At 70.3% G+C, this 15,577-nt stretch carries 17 protein-coding genes; 10 read left to right on the top strand and 7 right to left on the bottom strand.

The window, feature by feature from the left end:
- Positions 1-16: 16 nt before the first annotated feature.
- The 5 genes from OH735_RS34730 (at position 17) to OH735_RS34710 (ending at position 5,364) form a co-directional block, all read left to right on the top strand.
- The gene (locus OH735_RS34730) at positions 17-2,170 is read left to right on the top strand and encodes an alpha-galactosidase (RefSeq protein WP_406385609.1); all 2,154 of its coding nucleotides are present in this window, start codon (positions 17-19) and stop codon (positions 2,168-2,170) included.
- Between the two features lie 604 nt (positions 2,171-2,774).
- A complete protein-coding gene (locus tag OH735_RS34725; protein WP_406386863.1) occupies positions 2,775-3,020 on the top strand; it encodes a transketolase C-terminal domain-containing protein in 246 nt (81 codons plus the stop codon).
- A complete protein-coding gene (locus tag OH735_RS34720; protein ID WP_406385608.1) occupies positions 3,017-3,856 on the top strand; it encodes an aspartyl/asparaginyl beta-hydroxylase domain-containing protein in 840 nt (279 codons plus the stop codon). Before OH735_RS34725 ends, OH735_RS34720 begins: the two co-directional genes overlap by 4 nt.
- A 216-nt stretch (positions 3,857-4,072) precedes the next feature.
- Positions 4,073-4,699 (top strand): GNAT family N-acetyltransferase, encoded by a 627-nt coding sequence (locus tag OH735_RS34715; protein ID WP_406385607.1) that lies wholly within the window; start codon positions 4,073-4,075, stop codon positions 4,697-4,699.
- A 77-nt stretch (positions 4,700-4,776) separates the two neighbouring features.
- Positions 4,777-5,364, top strand: coding sequence for a dienelactone hydrolase family protein (locus tag OH735_RS34710; protein ID WP_406385606.1), 588 nt, complete (start codon positions 4,777-4,779; stop codon positions 5,362-5,364).
- A gap of 18 nt (positions 5,365-5,382) precedes the next feature.
- On the opposite strand, the gene OH735_RS34705 is transcribed toward OH735_RS34710, so the two are convergent.
- Both OH735_RS34705 and OH735_RS34700 read right to left on the bottom strand, forming a co-directional pair.
- Complete coding sequence (locus OH735_RS34705) at positions 5,383-5,505, bottom strand: hypothetical protein (RefSeq protein WP_406385605.1); 123 nt, start codon at positions 5,503-5,505, stop codon at positions 5,383-5,385.
- Between the two features lie 9 nt (positions 5,506-5,514).
- Positions 5,515-6,291: an integrase core domain-containing protein gene (locus OH735_RS34700; protein WP_406385604.1), complete on the bottom strand. Its 777-nt coding sequence runs from the start codon at positions 6,289-6,291 to the stop codon at positions 5,515-5,517.
- 702 nt (positions 6,292-6,993) lie between these two features.
- On the opposite strand from OH735_RS34700, the gene OH735_RS34695 reads away from it, so the two are divergent.
- Positions 6,994-7,794: an SAM-dependent methyltransferase gene (locus OH735_RS34695; protein WP_406385603.1), complete on the top strand. Its 801-nt coding sequence runs from the start codon at positions 6,994-6,996 to the stop codon at positions 7,792-7,794.
- Between the two features lie 478 nt (positions 7,795-8,272).
- On the opposite strand, the gene OH735_RS34690 is transcribed toward OH735_RS34695, so the two are convergent.
- Positions 8,273-8,659: a hypothetical protein gene (locus OH735_RS34690; RefSeq protein WP_406385602.1), complete on the bottom strand. Its 387-nt coding sequence runs from the start codon at positions 8,657-8,659 to the stop codon at positions 8,273-8,275.
- An 85-nt stretch (positions 8,660-8,744) separates the two neighbouring features.
- On the opposite strand from OH735_RS34690, the gene OH735_RS34685 reads away from it, so the two are divergent.
- On the top strand, positions 8,745-9,206 hold the full coding sequence (locus OH735_RS34685; RefSeq protein WP_406385601.1) for a hypothetical protein: 462 nt from the start codon (positions 8,745-8,747) through the stop codon (positions 9,204-9,206).
- Positions 9,207-9,631: 425 nt separating this feature from the next.
- On the opposite strand, the gene OH735_RS34680 is transcribed toward OH735_RS34685, so the two are convergent.
- The gene (locus tag OH735_RS34680; protein WP_406385600.1) at positions 9,632-10,597 is read right to left on the bottom strand and encodes a pirin family protein; all 966 of its coding nucleotides are present in this window, start codon (positions 10,595-10,597) and stop codon (positions 9,632-9,634) included.
- Between the two features lie 185 nt (positions 10,598-10,782).
- On the opposite strand from OH735_RS34680, the gene OH735_RS34675 reads away from it, so the two are divergent.
- The gene (locus tag OH735_RS34675) at positions 10,783-11,193 is read left to right on the top strand and encodes a tetratricopeptide repeat protein (RefSeq protein ID WP_406385599.1); all 411 of its coding nucleotides are present in this window, start codon (positions 10,783-10,785) and stop codon (positions 11,191-11,193) included.
- A gap of 203 nt (positions 11,194-11,396) precedes the next feature.
- Positions 11,397-11,903: a GNAT family N-acetyltransferase gene (locus OH735_RS34670; protein ID WP_406385598.1), complete on the top strand. Its 507-nt coding sequence runs from the start codon at positions 11,397-11,399 to the stop codon at positions 11,901-11,903.
- A 55-nt stretch (positions 11,904-11,958) separates the two neighbouring features.
- On the opposite strand, the gene OH735_RS34665 is transcribed toward OH735_RS34670, so the two are convergent.
- The gene (locus tag OH735_RS34665) at positions 11,959-12,732 is read right to left on the bottom strand and encodes a CbtA family protein (protein ID WP_406385597.1); all 774 of its coding nucleotides are present in this window, start codon (positions 12,730-12,732) and stop codon (positions 11,959-11,961) included.
- Between the two features lie 27 nt (positions 12,733-12,759).
- Complete coding sequence (locus tag OH735_RS34660) at positions 12,760-12,978, bottom strand: CbtB domain-containing protein (RefSeq protein WP_406385596.1); 219 nt, start codon at positions 12,976-12,978, stop codon at positions 12,760-12,762.
- Between the two features lie 260 nt (positions 12,979-13,238).
- Here OH735_RS34660 and OH735_RS34655 point away from each other — a divergent pair, with 260 nt between their 5' ends.
- Positions 13,239-13,841 carry a histidine phosphatase family protein gene (locus OH735_RS34655; protein ID WP_406385595.1) on the top strand — a complete coding sequence of 201 codons (603 nt, stop codon included), beginning with the start codon at positions 13,239-13,241 and terminating at the stop codon, positions 13,839-13,841.
- A 223-nt stretch (positions 13,842-14,064) separates the two neighbouring features.
- On the opposite strand, the gene OH735_RS34650 is transcribed toward OH735_RS34655, so the two are convergent.
- The gene (locus OH735_RS34650) at positions 14,065-15,507 is read right to left on the bottom strand and encodes a dihydrolipoyl dehydrogenase family protein (protein WP_406385594.1); all 1,443 of its coding nucleotides are present in this window, start codon (positions 15,505-15,507) and stop codon (positions 14,065-14,067) included.
- Positions 15,508-15,577: the final 70 nt, after the last annotated feature.

The raw sequence follows: 15,577 nt of genomic DNA, 5'->3' as shown, positions 1-15,577 counted from the left end.
ACCAAGGAGTCACCGAATGATCGAGCCCGGACGCGTTGCCGTGCCCGTGCCCACCGCCCCCGTGTCCCTCTCCGGTCTCGGCGGGACCGAGACCACGACGATGGTCCTGCTGCCGAGGGCGGACGGCTTGCCCGACGTCGGGTGGGTGGGGCTTTCTCTGGCGGCGACGGACGTCCGATCCCTGACGATCCCGGCCTCGGTCGAGACCACGGCCTGGAACTCCTGGCTGATCGGCTCACCGGTCAGCGTGTTGCCAGAGCACGCGCGCGGCTACCTCGGACGGCCTGCGCTGCTCGGCCACCGGGTCGGCCCCGAAGGCCCCGGGAGCGACTGGTCCACCGCGTTCGGTCCCGGCTCGGTGCGGTGTGACGACGGCTCGCTCGTGGTCCGGGCCACCGACGAGGCAGCGGGACTCGAACTGTGCTTCGAGGCCGAAGCCGTCCCGGGGGGAGGGCTCCGCCTCCGGCACCTGTTGACCAACGTCGGTGCCGGCCCCTATGTGGTCGACGCGCTCGAGGTGGTCATCCCCGTTCCGACCGGCGCGGGCGAGATCCTCGACTTCACCGGGCGATGGGCCCGCGAGCGGCAGCCCCAGCGCCGCGCCCTCGCGGACGGGCAGTGGGTCCGGGAGCACCGCCGCGGCATGCGCATCCTCGACGGCACCGGCCTGATCGTGGTCGGTACCCCCGGCTTCGGATACGGCGACGGTGAGGTGCTCGGTGTCCACCTCGCCTGGAGTGGCAACCACCGGTATACCGTCGAGCAGCTCAGCTCCGGCGCCGCCGTCGTCCGGGCCGGCGAGTTGCTGCACCCGGGCGAGCTGGTCCTCGCCGAGGGCGAGACGTACGCGATGCCCTGGGTGCACGTGGCCGCGTCCGCGCGCGGCCTCGACGGCCTGGCGGACGCGACCCATCAGTACGTCCGGTCGCTCGCGGCCCATCCGTCCCCGCCCGCACCCGTCATGTTCAACCCGTGGGAGGCGGTCTACCTCGACCACGACCTCGACACACTGACCGCGCTGGTCGACATCTCGGCCGAACTGGGCGCCGAGCGTTTCGTGCTCGACGACGGGTGGTTCGCGGGCCGCACCTCCCTCGACGACGGCTTGGGCGACTGGACCCCGGACCCGGCGGTGTGGCCGGACGGGCTGGCACCGCTTGTGGACCGGGTGCACGAGAAGGAGATGGAGTTCGGGCTCTGGTGGGAGCCGGAGGCTGTCAACCCGAACTCCGCGGTCTACCGCGACCATCCCGACTGGATCCTGCGCACCGGCGACCGGTCGCCCGTGCTGGAACGCAACTGCTACCTGCTCGATCTCAGCCGGGAGGATGTGCGGGCACACCTGCTCGACGCCTTCGGCCGCCTGGTGGCGGCGCACCGGATCGACTTCGTCAAGTGGGACCACAACCGCGACCAGATCGACGGCGGTGACTCGCGCGGCTCCGGCCGGCCCGCGTCACGGCGGCAGACTCTTGCCTTCCGCGAGCTCCTCGACGAGCTGGCCCGCCGCCATCCCGGCATCTCGTGGGAGAGCTGCGCCTCGGGAGGCGGCAGGATCGACCTGGACGTGCTCGAGCGGGCCCAGAGCACCTGGGCCTCCGACGTCACCGATCCGCTGTCCCGCCAGCCGATCCAGCACTGGAGCGCCCAGCTCGCCCCGCTGGAGTACCTCGGCGCTCATGTCACCGCACCGGTCTCCCACCAGACCGGCCGGAGCAGCGTCCTGGACCTCCGCGCGGCCACGGCCTTCTTCGGCCAGTTCGGCATCCAGTGGGACCTCACGAAGGTGCCGACCCACGAGCTGGACCGTCTCGCGTCCTGGATCTCCCTCTACAAGCAGCACCGCGCGCTCCTGCACACGGGGCGGCTGACGCGTGTCGCACTGCCCGACGGTCTGCTCGCGCATGGAGTGGTCGCCCGGGACCGGTCGGAGGCGCTCTTCTCCTATGCCCAGCTCGATGAGATCGTGCCCGTGCCACCGCGGCTCCGTATCCCTGGACTCGACCCGGACCGGATCTACCGCGCCTCGCTCGTCGCTCCAACCGACCCGTCGGTGACCTGGGAGGTCACGGGCATCCAGGCCTCCGGCGCGGCGCTGGGAGCACTGGGGCTGCCGGGTCCTGAGCGGGCACCTCAGAGCGCGGCGCTGGTCCACCTGCGCGCCGTCTGATCCGGCATCCGTCGCCGACCCGGCCAATGACCCTGCGTCTTCCCTTCGACGAGGGCACCGGCTCATCGACCACCGAGGCGACCACCGGGACGGCGATCCCGACCGGCGACAGGACCTGGTCGACGGGCAAGACCGGATTCGGGAAGGGCCTGGTCTTTGGGACCGCCGCAACCGTCCCGGCCGTCGGGGCCCCCGCGGAACCGGTGATGACGTACTACTGCATCTGCGGAGGCAAGTTCGCTGACGTCATCATCAGCGACCTGTTCCGCTACACCCCGAACGGCTCGACGACAGCGTTGCAGGACGCCACCATGTCGCGCGGTTTCAACGGAACACTGTCGGCAGTCATCTCGTGCTGCTCCGGGGAGCCAAGGATGTCGGCATTGTGGGGTCGCCACAATGCCGCGCCTCCCGTAGAGGCATCCCCCACCGCCATGGAACCGGCACAGTCACCAGCACGGCCACTCCACCACTACGAGCCGGCGCGGGTCCCGACTACGTGGAGCCGACCCGCTCACCACAGTCAGCCGGCCAGCTGGAACCCGAGCCGCCAGGGACTGACGCACCGTCAGCAAAGTCGGCATTGGGTCAGCATTAGGTCGGCCTGGTCACCGTCGAGGAGCACAACGTCCTGGGCGGACTCGGCGGCGCGGTGGCCGAGACGCTCGGCGAACACGCGCCGGCCCGGCTGCGCCGCATCGGCATGCGGGACCGCTTCTGCACCCATGTCGGCGACCACGAGGCGCTCCTTCGCACCTACGGCATCACCGAAGAGGCAGTTGCAGCGGCGGCCCTCGAAGTGCTCGATGTCCCCTCCGCCACCGTTCCCGAGGAGTTGAACACCCCATGATTGCGGCACGACTGCCCCGTACCTACGACGTCGACCTGCTCCAGCGGGACCTGGACAGCCTGCGCGCGCTGCCGCAGGCGCCCCAGCCAGGCCCCTACCACGACGGCGAGTGGACCGGCCTGACCCTGTACGAACAAGGCGGCGGCGTCGGCGGTGAGGCCGCGCGGCTGCTGCCCTACGCGCCGACACCCGCGCTGGAACGCGCGCCCTACCTGGCCGAACTCCTGGACGGTCTCGATTGCCCCAAGCTCCTGGTGCGGCTGCTCACCCTGCCGCCCGGCGCCGACATCGGCGAGCACAACGACGCGGGATCCACCTTCCAGTTCGGCTCCCTGCGCCTGCACGTGCCCCTCGTCACGCACGACCAGGTCGTCATGGTGATCGACGGCGAGCGCATGTCCTGGAAGCCCGGCGAACTGTGGTGGGGCGACTTCTCGCGCCCACACTGGCTGCGCAACGACAGCGATTTGACGCGGGTCCACATGGTCATCGACGTCGAGATCAACGACTTCGTCCTCGGCCTCTTCCCGAGCGAACTCGTGGCGGACAAGCGAGCCACGCACAACGGCATCTCGATGTACCACCCGCCACTGCCCGCCGAACAGCGCACCGACGCCGAACTCGCCCCGTTCGCCCGTGTCTTCGAGCTGGTCCCGCAGCTGATGCCGCTGTTCGGAGGGGGCGGGAAACTGCAGGACCTGGCCCGGTCGGCGACCGCACGGTGCCGCCCCGAACAGGGGCGCCTGATCGTCACGCTCGACGGCGAGCCGTCCGTCGCCCTGGAACGGGTGGCGGAGCGCAGGTTCCGCGTCGTGGGCCAGCCGCAGGGCGTCTGAGTCGAGTACGACGACGCACGGCACCCCACCAAGGCGGACATCGTGGTACGCGGTGTTCCCGAGGACCTCTACGCCGCCCAACTCGGCTTCCAGCGAGAGTCGGTCGTACCCGAGCAGCGTTTTCCGCTCGATCTCACGGACACACCGTCAGCGGTCGGCTGATGCGACGGCGGGGGTGGGTACGATCATCGCCCCTCGGCCGTTCCTAGGAGTGTGGTGGACGAGATCACGGTGCGGCCCGCGGCCGCCGACGACTGGTGCGCGGTCGAAAAGGTCCTCGACGCCCGAGGATCGGTCAAGGGCTGCTGGTGCATGTTCTTCCGGCAGACCCCGCAGCAGCGCCGCACCGAGTGGGGGGACGGCAACCGCCGTGCCCTCGCCGATCTCGTCCGGGCCGGCGCGAGACCGGGCCTGGTCGCCTATCGTTCGGACGCTCCGGTCGGCTGGGTCTCCGTCGCCCCGCGCGAGCAGTACTCCCGCCTGGAGCGCTCCCCCGTGAGCAAGCCCGTCGACGAGCGACCCGTCTGGTCACTGGTGTGCATCTACGTCGCCAAGGAACACCGCGGCACCGGCGTCGCTCGTGCACTGGTGCGTGCCGCCGTCGAGTTCGCCGCGGAGCAGGGCGCGGACACGGTCGAGGCCTACCCGGTGGACGACACGATGGGGCCGGTACCGACCGACGCCGCCTATCACGGCCTGGTGACACTCCTGCGCTCCGAGGGATTCGACGAGGTCGCCCGGCGCAGCCCCAGACGCCCGGTGATGCGATGGAGCCCGACCGGGGACATCGCGCGAACGGACGGCACAACAGCGACGGCAGCAACAGCACGGAAAGAGAAGTGAGGACCTGACATGTCCGGTGCCCTCTTGGACAACAGCGAGAGCCGCGCATCCACCGAGTCCGACAACCGCTGGGCGCGGTGGTGCTGCTGCACTCCTGGTTCGGTCTGACCGACCACTTCCGCGGACTGTGCACCCGGCTCGCGGAGGCCTCCTTCTCCGCGGTCGCCCCCGACCTGTACGGCGGCCCGCAGACCGACGACCCGGCGCGCGCCAAGGAGTTGCGCAAGGCGCTGCGCGACGACGAGGTGCTCGAGAGGATCTCCGCCGCCGTCGACCAGGCCCAACTGCTCGCGGGCGACAAGCCGGTGGGCCTGGTCGGATTCAGCGTCGGCGGCGAGTTCGCGATCCGCACCGGTGCCGCGCGCGGCAAGGACATCGCGGCGGTGACCACGTTCTACGGCCTGTACGTGCCCGAGGACCTGGCCGGTCTCGAGGCGCCGGTGCAGGCGCACCTTGCGGGCGACGACGAGTTCGTCGAGCCCGACGAGGCAGGGGAGTTCGTCGAGCGGTCCATGACCCTCGGCAAGTCCCTGGAGCTGTACACCTACCCCGGCACCCGGCATGCCTTCAGCAACGCCACGCGGCCCGAGTCCTACGACGCCGTGGCCGCCGACCTCGCCTGGCGGCGCACGAGGGAGTTCCTCACCCGGCACCTGGTGGGGTGAGCGGGCGCGCCCGTCCGGTCACGCGGCGACGTCGCGCACCAGACCGTCGACGAGACGGTCGATGAGCGTCCCGTCCGGGTCACGGTCCGGATTGATCTCGGTGACCACCATGGCGGACGGTGCCCTTGCCGAAAACGTCATCCATTGAGGTCATGCGGCATGTCGGTACTCGTGGAGAGTGCCGCCGAGGCGATCGCGGCGGCGTATGTCGAGGCGGGCGATCTCGTCCGGATCAGTGATCGGCGTGGGCAATAGATACAGCGGGCGGGCATTCGCGATGCCCTGATGCGGCCGATGGGAGTTGTAGAACTGTTCGAACGCGCGCAAAGCGTGGAGCAGATGCCGCTGATTCCAGATCAACGTGCGGTCCAGCAGCTCGCGCCGGCGGGTCTGCACCCACCTCTCCATAATCGAGTTCATTCTCGGCATCCGGACGCCGCTGAGCACAACCTCGATGCCCCTCGATTGTGGGGTGCAGACCGTGGCGAGCAGCGGGTGCAGGGGGCGGATGCCCTTGAACCGGCCGTACTCGGCGCCCTGTTTCGCCCGGCCGTAGACCCGCTTGTGGGTGGAGTCGACATCGATGAACGCCAGCTCGTCCGAGCCCGGCAGCAAGGGGGAGTGCGCGGCCAGTGCGGCCAGGAACCGGCGGTGGACAGCGTGGAGTTGAAGGGCATGACCGTGGGTGAACGCGCGAAGGAAGGTGCCCAGCGTGGACGGGGCACGGGCACCTGCGAACACGGCCGGCATCGCCCCGTGCCGCAGGACGTGAAGGTCGTCGATGCTGTCCGCTCCCGCGGCCATGCCGCCCACAATGCTGGTGACCTTGGCGTCCGCCGCAGCCCCCGCCCCGTTCTTCGCGCTGGTCAGCTTCACCTTCTCGGCCACCAGCCGCGACAGCCCGCACCGCTCGGCCAGCCGCAGCACCGGCAGCGCCCGGCATACGCGATCAGGTTCGGGTCATCGAACGCAGCGGAGACCGCTGCCGGAGTATGGGAAACTTGCATCTACGAGGTGCCTTGCTGATTGTGCGTGCTGGAAGCGTCAGAACTCCCATCATCGCAGGTCAGCAGGCACCTCTTCTTGATTACTCATCCACAGCACGCGAGTCACTCGGTGGATCGAGGCTTAGCGCCTTGCCGCGTCAACGGCAGGGACGCAGATCCTGCTGACTGGCAGGCCGCGGTCCGCTGTTCTCAAGACGCCCCTGGACGCGCGACGGGAGGCGCGGCGAGAGTTGGCCCCCCGCTGACCTCTTCATCCCTGAGGGCCGACAGCTGTCGGCCCTCAGGCACGACCTCAAGCTTCAACACGCTGAACTTGACAGGGAATGGCCGGCGCAAGGGCCTATCACTCGGCGGGCGGCTCAAGCCAAGGCCGGTCCGAGTGCCTGGTGACGCCCGAACAAACTGCCGAGCTCTTCCGGGCGCCGGTCTCACCCCGGTGATCCTCGACAGCCTGGAGTGCACCGCGCGCTCTTCCCGGACTGGGTGCGTCCCGTTCTGCGTCTGCGCCCCACAAGGGAGTTGCTCCCTTGTGGGGCTGGTGCGGACGATGCTGGTGAGGAAGCATGGGCGTGCGCGGTACGAGTGCCGTCCGCGCAACCGATGTGTGACACGAAGAGGGCCGATGACTGACGAGCAAGGCATCCGGACGTCGATGGACGGAATCGACACGGGCACGCCGCATTCGGCGCGGGTGTGGAATTACTGGCTGGGCGGCAAGGACAACTACGAGGTGGACCGTCGGCTCGGGGCAACGATGGAGGAGCTGTACCCGCAGATCATCGAGATAGCGCGCGCCTCGCGGGCATTCCAGGCGCGAGCGGTGCGCTTTCTGGCCGGTGAGGCCGGGGTGCGCCAGTTCCTGGATCTCGGCACAGGTCTGCCGACCGCGAACGCGACGCACGAGGTCGCCCAGGACGTCGAGCCGACGGCACGCATCGTGTATGTGGACAACGACCCGATCGTCCTGGCTCACGCGCGTGCCCTGCTGACCAGCCGGCCTGAAGGGGCGACGGACTATGTGCACGCGGACCTGACGGACGCGAAGACAGTGTTGCGCGAGGCCGCCCGGACGTTGGACCTCGACCGGCCGGTGGCCGTAATGGTGCTCTCGACGCTGGGACACGTCGCCGACTCGGGCGAGGCCGCGGCGCTGCTCCGCAGCTACTTGGACGCGCTGCCCGCGGGCAGCTACTTGATGCTGTGCGACACCATCGAGACTCCGGAGACGCAGGCCGGGTCCGACGAGTACGCCAGTGGCGGCGCCATGCCGTACATCTCGCGTCCCAGGGAGGTCATGGGGACCTTCGCGGACGGACTCGAGCTGGTGGAGCCGGGCTTCGGCTCGATCAGCCTGTGGCGCCCCGAAGAGCCTGCCGTCGGCGAACCGGTCGACCAGTGGGGATTCGTGGCCGCCAAGCGGTAGCTGCCTCCGTTCTCCGAGGCCGTGGGCGCAGCCGGCAAGGCCTCTGCCCCCTCGCCGCGGCGGCCTCCCGGACGTCCTCCTCCCCGTGCTGACGTTGCCCGGCAAGAAGGCCGACGCGGTACCGGCCGCCGCCCGGTCCCGCCTGGGCGGTAGGTGCGCCACACGCCGTACATCGGACCGGTGAACGGGCCCTTGGAGTACGAGTGCTGCTCCCCGGGCCACGGGCGTAAACCGGGGCTCTGTGCGCGAATCTTGCCGCCCGTCCGCGAGAGCACGGGCAGGGTCCCGGCGATGACGGGGCGGCGATCGCCACGTCAGCGCCCGACCGGTCGCGGTCAGCAGCCCCCGCGGTCAGCCCCCCGTGGCGGGAGATCAGGTCGGCGGCCTCGATCGCGGCGACGACTCGACCACGGACGGCCAAGGACTCCCGCTCGCCAGGGGGTGCGTTGCTTCTTGAGTGATGGGTGGGTGGCTGTGGTCACGCCGCGAGGGCGAGTTGTCCCTGGTAGCGGACGGCATGGGTGTGCAGTTTGTCGAGTTCGGTGAAGTAGCGCCAGTACCGCTCGAAGTCGCCGTTGTCGATGACGGCGCGTAGGAGGAGGACCGCCTCGGCGCCGGTCAGGCTCCACCTCGCCCCGGTCACGTCCAGGCGGTCCTTGACGAGGAAGCGGCAACTCCCTTCGATCACCCCGGTCGCGATGGGCCAGCCCATGGTGAGGGCGAGGTGGTAGCGCAGGTAGGGCTCTTTGGCCTGCAGGTAGGCGGCGGTGCGGGCGACGGCGGGCAGTTGCTTCGCGTCATCGGGGCGGGTGTGCAGGTGCTGGCGCAGTGCGGCGACGACGCGGGGGCTGTGCCCGTCCAGCACGGTGCGGGCGGTCGGCGACCCAGGCCGCGCGCGCTGCGTGGCCTGGGTGGAGGTCCTCGGCGGCCCGCCACAAATATTCGATCACATGCACGATATCCACGATCGTGTCGACATGGACGCCGCGGGCGACCGCTTCCCTTGCGATGCACTCGAGTTGGTGGTTGGCGCCGTCGACCAGGACGATCCAGCGGCGCCTTCGTTCGGGGTCTCGCTGCTCGGCATGGTCGAACATGGCGGTGACGATGGCCGCGGTGGAACGCTGAAGGGAGCCTTCCAGGTGCCGGCCCCGTGCGCGCGGGCCGTGGGTGCGGGCGGCGCGTTCGGCCGCGGTGGCCGGAAGGACGTCCGCACCGGTGCGTGGGACCGGGTCGGCATCGTAGACGGCGAAGACGGTCGCCATCCGCCGGCGACCGGTGTGCTCACGACTGGACAGCTGGGCCGAGGGCGGCTGCGGGCCGTCGGCTGCAATGACGTCTTCCGGACGGGCACCCCGCCCCATTTTCCCGGCCCCGGGATGCGGCCGACAGGCCGCGGGATGACTGGCTAGAGGCCCGGGGCACTTCGCTGGGCGGATGCGAACAAGCCCAGGTCGAGAAGTACCTCAACACGAAGCCCGCGTACCCGGAGCAGTGCTCCGCGTTCGTCCGATGGGCGGTGCGCCGGCGGTACGCCCCGGCCGACATCAAGGCCCCCGCGACCCGCTGGACAGGCCCAGCCGGTCCGCACGACGAGGACGCGCGCTGGGCGGTCGCACCCTGCACGACGATTCCCTCCCGACGGCCGATCGCGTGGCCGGTCAGCAAAGGGTCAGCAAGTGTTCGATCAGACCTGGTCACAGGTGCCAACACGTGCAACTGCCGACCGCCCGAGGAACCGACCCACGGCAGGCACAACCGCGTCCCCCCGCCGTACCGGCGAAGGGACGCAGCGAAGGCACGCGACGGGGACCGTTGGGGGACACATCGCCCCAGGTCAGCGCACCCGACCCCGCGGTTTCAGTGCCACCGGCGGCAGTGCCGGCGCAGGGAGTCGGGCCCCGTCGTAGCCCTTCACCTCGCCGAAACGGGGGCCCTCCATCCAGTCCAGGCGGGCCGCCTCGATTTCCTCGTGGGAACGGCCAATGAAGTTCCACCACATGACGATCTCCTCCTCGAAGGGCTCGCCGCCGAGGAGCATGAGGCCCGCGTCGGTGTCTGCGCGCAAGGGGAGTTCGGTGCGGCCGCAGCCGAGGTAGAGCATGGAGCCCGGCAGCATGGGTACGCCGTCGACCTCGGCCTGGCCGGACATCGAGAGCACCGCGTACTCGAAGTCGGGGTCGAGCGGCAGGCGGGCCTCGGCGTCGGCGGAGAGCGACAGGTCGGCGCCGACGATCGGGGTGTACGCGGTGCCGGGCGAGGTGGCGCCGTCGAGTTCACCCAGGATCAGGGTGGCGGTGAGACCGGCGGCGGTGACGGTCGGCAGTTCGGTGTGGTGCTGGAAGTGCGGTTCGACGTGACGGTGGGCTTCCGGCAGGGCCACCCAGAGCTGGGCGCCGTGCAGAAACCTCGCGTGGGACTTCGGGCTCTCCTCGGAGTGACTGATGGCCCGGCCGGAGGTCATCAGTCCCAGCTCGCGCGGGCGGATCGTCCGGAGGCTGCCGAGGCTGTCCCGGTGCAGGACCTCACCCTCGTGCAGCCAGCTGACCGTCTGGAGGCCCATGTGCGGGTGGGGCGGCACTTGCATCCCGGGTTCGCCGGCGATGTCGTCGGGACCGTAATGATCGACAAAGGCCCATGCGCCGACCATCCGGCGGCCCAGATTGGGCAGCAGTCTGCGGACCTCGGTGGACTCACCCAGCTGGACACGGCGAGGGGTGAGAAGTTCACGTACGGGCTCGGCGACGACGAAGCCCCGTCCTCCACAGACGGAGAGTGCGGCCTGGCGATCGAGATTGCTCATGACGCTCAACCTATTCCCGTGGGGGTCCGGGGCACCGGTACCCACGCCGATTATTTAGTGGAATATTCAACCAGTGTGCCATGTTCCAGTGACTGGAGCCTGGCCGGGCGTATGGCCGGGGCAGTGGCGGGGCGGGTCCCGGAGCGATCCGGAGGCGGTCCGCGAACGAGGAGGTCAGAGGTCAAGTGAGCGACACCTATTTCGAGTTCGGTACGGCAGCCGACCGCTGGGACCGTGCGCAGATGTTCTTCGAGGCGAAGGAGTACATGACCGCGGCCCGGATCCTGGAAGGGCTCGTCGAGGAAGTACCGGAGCAGGTCTCTCCGCGGCTGTTGCTGGCGCGGGCCTACTACCACTCGGCCCGGCTCGGCAGGGCCGAGACGGAGCTGCGGGTGGTTCTGGAGCGCGACCCGGTGGAGGCATACGCCCGGCTGATGCTCGGCCGGACGCTTGAGCGCCAGGGGCGGAGTGCGGAGGCGACGGGCCATCTGCGGATGGCGGCGGCTTTCTCCGGCGACTTCAGCGTCGATGTCGACGTCGAATCCGGCAGGACCGGGCTCCAGCCGAGGTCTCTCGCCGATGACGAGTCGGCGTAATGAGGTGTCGGCTGCCATGGCCGGCGCGCACGGACGCGGTGGCTTGCCCTGTCCGGCCACGACGTCGCGTATCCGCCGCAGCGTCTTCGCGCCGCTGAACGGCGCGGGGTGGGCGATGCCCGCCCCGCGCCCCGGGGGTTTCCGGCCCAGCTCCGGAGAATTCCGCTGCCGTCCGGCCGCCCCGCGTGATAGTCCACTCGGTCATGACCGATCTTGGGACTCCCCGTCTCCGCCTCCGCCTGATGAGCCCCGCCGACGCCCTGCACGTGATGGCCGGCAAGCCGGAAGAGGGTGCCCGCTGGGCACCCGGATATCCGTCCCCCGGCGAGATGGCCGCGGCCGAGCGCTTCCTCGAAACGTGCGCGACGACAGGTGATCCCAGCCCTTACGGTTCGTACGAGATACGCCGCCGTGACGACGGCGAGGTGATCGGCGGGCTGGGATTCCACGGCGCTCCGGACGAGAACGGGCACGTCACGATCGGCTACGGGCTCGTTCCCTCGGCGCAGGGCATGGGTTACGCCTCCGAGGCGCTGCGCGCACTGCTCCGGTTCGCCCGCGAACAGGGTGTGACCTGCGTGCACGGCGACACCGATCTGGACAACGTCGCGTCCCAGCACGTCATGACAGCCGTCGGCATGCGTCTGGTAAAGGAGGACGCGTTGCTGAAGCACTACCGGATCGACTGGGAACGGCGGGCCGACACGTGACCGACCGGTCTCCGTCGTCCGGTCGTCAGTGACGCGTCGGTCAGTGGTGCGTCGGTCAGCCGGGCGCCGTGGCCGTCCGGTTCGCGCCACCGCTTGCGGCGGTGACGGCGTCGGCCTTCGACACGAGGAGCCGTTCCGTCAGGTAGCCGAAGACGAGGCCGAAGGTGGCCCAGAGAGTGGCCTGCACGGCGAGCGTGGCCAGCCGGAACTCCCACAACAGGGCCGCCGGAAAGTCCTTTCCGACCTCGTTGAACGAAGGCAGGAACGCGTACGCGAGTCCGATCACGACGACGTAGGCGGCGGATGCGGCGATCGTCGCGTTCCAGTTGCCCAGGCGCGGTGCCAGCCGCTTGCCGAGGATGACGGCGGCGACGGCCAACAGCGCGCTTAGGGCGACCATCAGGAAGAACAGGGCGGTGCGTCGGCCGATGGTGTCGGGGTTGCCGACAGCCGGTGGGTTGGCCGGATACTTCAGGAACGGCACGACGTACACGGTCAGCAGAGCCGCACCCGCGATCAGCGCGGCCGTCGCCCGTGGGCCGAATTTGCCGATCCGGCCGAGGGCGTAGCAGAAGACGAGCGCGGCGATGCCACCGATCGCCACTCCGAAGACGAGCACACCGGTGGCAAGCCCGGCGGTGGATTGCATGGTGCGGCCGACGAGTTCCTCGCCGCCGCCGTGGTCGTGGCTGTGCGCCTCTTCGAGGGCGATGGCCGCGTCCACTCGGGACTCACCGAGGAAGTACGCGACAACCAGTGCGAGGGCGCCCGCGGCGAGGCCGGCCAGCATGCCGCGGATGAGCAGGGCCCTGACAGATATGGAGTTCATGGGTTTTCCCCTGGTTCGGACGGTACGTCAGTGGCAGGGGAAACCGAGGAGGTGGCGGCCGTCGTGGACCCACTCGTGGACACCTGTGCCGGAGATGACCGAGGTGGCGCCCTGTTCGGCGCCGACGAAGTACAGCAGAACGAGCATGAGAATGCCGAAGAAGACCGCCCAAGGAGCAATGGCCTTCCCGGAGATGGGGGTGATCGCCGGTACGGCGGTGGTGGGGGCAGCAGCAGTCTGTGCCATGGCAGAACCTCCTGAGGGAACACGCGTCCCGATCGTGGTGCCTGAGGCGAAGGTGCTGGGTCTGACTTCCCGTACGGGTACGGGTACACAGTGGCGCGACCGTGCCGGATTCTCACCGGACTTCCGTCACACCTTCGTCATGTTCCTCGGACGATACCGCCTGGGAGTGGGCACGGCCAAGGTGCCGCCGCCGGAACCGGAGGGATCGGATGCCATCGTGGGCACACAGGAGGGGCCAGAGTTCAGGGAGTTGACCGGTCATGACGGTACGGGTGATGTTGATCTCACCGGCGCTCGACGTCGCGCTGCGCGAGGCGCGGTTCGACGGTGATGCTCCGCTCGACCCGGCGGGGGTCCGCCGGGCCCGCGCCGCCGCGTCGGCGGTGCCACCGGCCGGCCGGTATGTGCGCGGGCCGTCCGCACGGTGCGCCGGAACCGCCGACGCGTTGGGATTGCGCGCGGACCCCGAACTCGCGCTCCGAGGCTGGGACATGGGGCGGTGGAGCGGGCAGCGGCTGGCGGAGGTGAGCGCGAGCGAACCGGACGCGGTGTCGGCCTGGCTGACCGACCCCTCGGCGGCTGCGCACGGCGGCGAGTCGTTGCTGGAGTTCTCTGCCCGGGTCGGCCGCTGGCTGAAGTCCGTGGAGTTCGTGGAATTCCTGGACGGTGACGGGGGCGGCCGTCTGCTGGGGGTCGTCGAGCCCGCGGTGGTGCGGGCGGCGATCGTACAGGCGCTCGCTCTGCCGACGGAGGCGTTCTGGCGGCTGGATGTCGCCCCGCTGACGCTGACCGGGCTCAGCGGACGGTCCGGACGGTGGAACCTGCGCTGCGGGCAGCCGTTGTCCCCCGCTCCGGCCGGTTGACGTCACCCGGTGGCCGTCGAATCCGTGGACCGGCCGCGGAGCAAGCACCGAGGTCGGACGGACGACGAGGTCGAACACACCCCGCAGCCGGGCGACGAGTTCAGGCACGGGCACCCGACGCAACGACAGAGCCGCGGCCTCGGTATCCCCACACCCCGCAGGACGAAGGAGGATCGGTGATCCGCAGCGCGACGCGGGATCCGGTCGCGACACCGGCCGGACCCTATGCGCCGCGGTACGCCTCCAGCAGGCGCAGCCAGATCTCGCTGATCGTCGGGTAGGCGGGGACGGCGTGCCACAGTCGGTCGATGGGGACCTCGCCCGCCACCGCGATCGTCGCCGAGTGCAGCAGTTCGCCGATGCCCGGTCCCACGAAGGTGACACCGAGGAGGAACTCCCGGTCGAGGTCGACGATCATGCGCGCGTGGCCACGATAACCGTCCGCGTACAGGCCGGAGCCGGCCACCGCCGCGAGGTCGTAATCGACGGCGCGTACGCGGTGGCCGGACTCCTCTGCCTCGGCGAGGGTGAGGCCGACCGAGGCGGCCTCGGGGTCGGTGAAGACGACCTGGGGGACGGCCGCGTGGTCGGCGGTGGCCACGTGGGCGCCCCAGCGGTCGGTCTCCAGCAGCGGGACTCCCGCGGCGCGGGCGGCGATCGCGGCGCCCGCGATGCGCGCCTGGTACTTGCCCTGGTGGGTGAGGAGCGCCCGGTGGTTGACGTCGCCGACAGCGTAGAGCCAGGTGGTGCCTTCGACGAGGCAGCTGTCGTCGACGGTGAGCCAGGAGCCGGGTGTGAGGCCCACCGTCTCCAGGCCGACGTCGTCGGTGCGCGGGGCGCGGCCGGTGGCGAAGAGGATCTCGTCGGCCTCGACGCTCCCGCCGTTGTCCAGTTCCGCGACGACCGGCCCGTCCGGGACCGCACGCCGTACGGAGGTCGCCGAGACTCCGGTACGGATGTCGGCTCCCGCCTCGGTCAGCGCCCGCGCGACCAGTTCGCCCGCGAAGGGTTCCATCTTCGGGAGGAGTCCCTTGCCGCGGATCAGCATCGTCACCCGGGCGCCGAGGGCCTGCCAGACGGTGGCCATCTCCGCCCCGACGACGCCGCCTCCGACGATCACGAGGCGGCCGGGCACCTTCTTGGCGCTCGTCGCCTCCCGGCTGGTCCAGGGACGGGCCTCGTCGACGCCGGGGAGGGCGGGGACGACGGCGCGGCTGCCGGTGCAGACGGCGACGGCCTGCCGGGCGGTGAGCCGGTGCACCGTGCCGTCGGGGGCGGTGACGGAGACGGCCTTCTCGCCGGTGAGCCGGCCCCGGCCGCGGTAGATGTCCGCTCCGATGCCCTCCAGCCAGGCGACCTGTCCGTCGTCCTTCCAGTGCGAGGCGAATGCGTCGCGGCGGGCGAGGACCGCGGCCGCGTCGAGCGGTCCCTGGACGGCGTCGCCGAGGCCGGGCAAGCGGCGGGCGTCGGCACGGGCGACGACCGGCCGCAGCAGGGCCTTGCTGGGCATACAGGCCCAGTAGGAGCACTCGCCGCCGATGAGTTCCGTCTCGACGACCGCCGTGCTCAGCCCGGCGGCACGCGCCCGGTCGGCGACGTTCTCACCCACCGGACCTGCTCCGATGACCACGACGTCGTATTCGGCGTTCAGGGAAGCTGCTGTCATGGGAACAGTCTGATCGCGGGTGTGCGCGGCGGCCACATGGGCAGGCGGAATAGCGCACGTACCGGCACGG

The sequence above is a fragment of the Streptomyces sp. NBC_01618 genome, assembly GCF_045209435.1.
Lineage (GTDB): Bacteria > Actinomycetota > Actinomycetes > Streptomycetales > Streptomycetaceae > Streptomyces.
The sequence above is the reverse complement of the archived record's forward strand: the minus strand, read 5'-3'. Positions and strand labels throughout refer to the sequence as shown.